The sequence below is a fragment of the Actinoplanes sp. ATCC 53533 genome (assembly GCF_003947245.1).
Map to the genome: position 1 here is coordinate 1 of NZ_QHHV01000409.1, position 1,701 is coordinate 1,701.

At 71.3% G+C, this 1,701-nt stretch carries 2 protein-coding genes; both read right to left on the reverse strand.

Translation table 11 applies throughout. The annotated features are described in order from the left end of the window. The coding region (locus DMB66_RS58415; protein WP_125812546.1) for a DDE-type integrase/transposase/recombinase at window positions 1-1,271 on the reverse strand (1,271 nt) is incomplete at its 3' end. A gap of 63 nt (window positions 1,272-1,334) precedes the next feature. After that, window positions 1,335-1,701 (reverse strand): hypothetical protein (locus DMB66_RS62095; protein WP_158647719.1); only part of this gene is annotated, 367 nt, incomplete at its 5' end.

Consider the following 1,701-nt stretch of genomic DNA (forward strand, 5'->3'; position numbering starts at 1 on the left):
AGGTAGTCGATCCCGGTTACCGCCGGCTGCGGTGGTGTGGTGTCGTCGGGGCGGGCCTTGTGGTGCACGTGCCGGCCGATCTTGTGTGGGATCGCCTTGCCCATCGATCTGCCGTGCCAGCGGACCTCGAGGGCGGTGAGATCGAACGGGTCGAAGACGAGTTCGATCTTGCGCCCGACCAGAGCGGCGTCGACTTCGTAGTGGTTGCCGTGCAGACCGACGGTGGCGGTTTTGGTGACGGTGCGCCATTCCGACCACAGGAACGCCTCCCGCAGCAGCTGCGGCGACGGCAACGCCGGGGTGCCGACCGGCTGCCAGCGCTCCAGCGGGGCCTCGCCGGTCTCGGAATGCGTGCGGCGGTGGTAGACGGTCTCGACCCACGCGGTGAACAGCGTGTTCAGCGCGATCATGTCGTCGAGTTCGCGGCCGGAGCCGATCTCGACGAGGAACTGCTCCCGCACGGTCCGGAAGAACCGTTCGATCTTGCCGCGCCCTTCGGGCTGTCCCGGCCGGGAGTGGATCAGCCGGATACCGAGGCTGGCACAGGCCCGTAGCAGCTGCCGATCCACATAGGCTGATCCGTTGTCCACGTAGATCGATTGCGGGACACCGCGGGACGCGACCGCGGCGTGCAGCGCAGCCTCCAACCGCACAGTGTCCTCCCGGCGCGCCCACCGGCCGGCGACGAGCAGCCGGGAGTGGTCGTCGAGGAACGCGAACAGGATCGCCTTGCGCCCACCCACGGTCGGGCCGTGCAACGCGTCCCCCGTCCAGCGGACGTTCGGCGCGTCCGCCTCGAACCGGCCGAACACCGTCGGCGGCTGGCCGCCGGGCCGGGTCGTCAGTTCCAGCCGGGCGAAGTGTCGTTGCAGGGTCCGTTCGTCCGGCGCCCACCCGCCATGCGCGCGCAGGATCGCCGCCACCTGTGCTGCGGTGCGGGCCGGCACCTCCTTCTTCAACGCGACAGCCAGTTCGAGCACGTCAGCTGGGGTCCGCGGCGACACCAGGCGTGGGCTGGGCACCAGCGCATCGAACCCACCGCGGCGCCAGTCCCGGATCCACCGGTCGATCGTGTGCCGCGAAACCCGCACCGCAGCACCGAACGGGCCCGTGTGTTCCCGCTCCGCGAGGGCCCTCACCAGCCGACCCCGCTGCCTGGTCGTCAACCCGCGGTCGGCGGCCTCCCGGATCACTGAATACCGGAACAGCCCTACCGCCCGGGCCCGCTCGGCCCGGACCTGATCTTCCCCGGCACGACTACTGGTGACCATCGGCGCCTCCTCACCTGCTCGGATGCACCGCGTCGGCGCACACCTGCCCGGGAGACTCGTTGATCAACCAGCGGTGCCCAAGGGCCAACTCGTGTTGCTCCACTCGCCCGGCACCGCCCCGCTCAGCAGCCGGCCGTCCGTGACCGCTGAAGCCAACTGCCACGCCGACACCGCGCCGAGGACCCCGAGCCGGCGCCGGGCCGCCGCGGCACACACTCCGAGCACCTCCACCGCGTCTGCGAATACCGACCCGTGCACCACCAACCGCCCAGCGAGGGGGTCCAACGCGACCAGCAGCACCGCCAACACCGCCCGCACCACCGCCGCGCGACCAGCGAACGCGCGTAGCCAGCCCCGCACCGTCGAGGCCGGCCTACCCAACCGCACCGCGATCCGGCGATGCCCCTGCCCGCCGGCCTTCGCGGTCAAC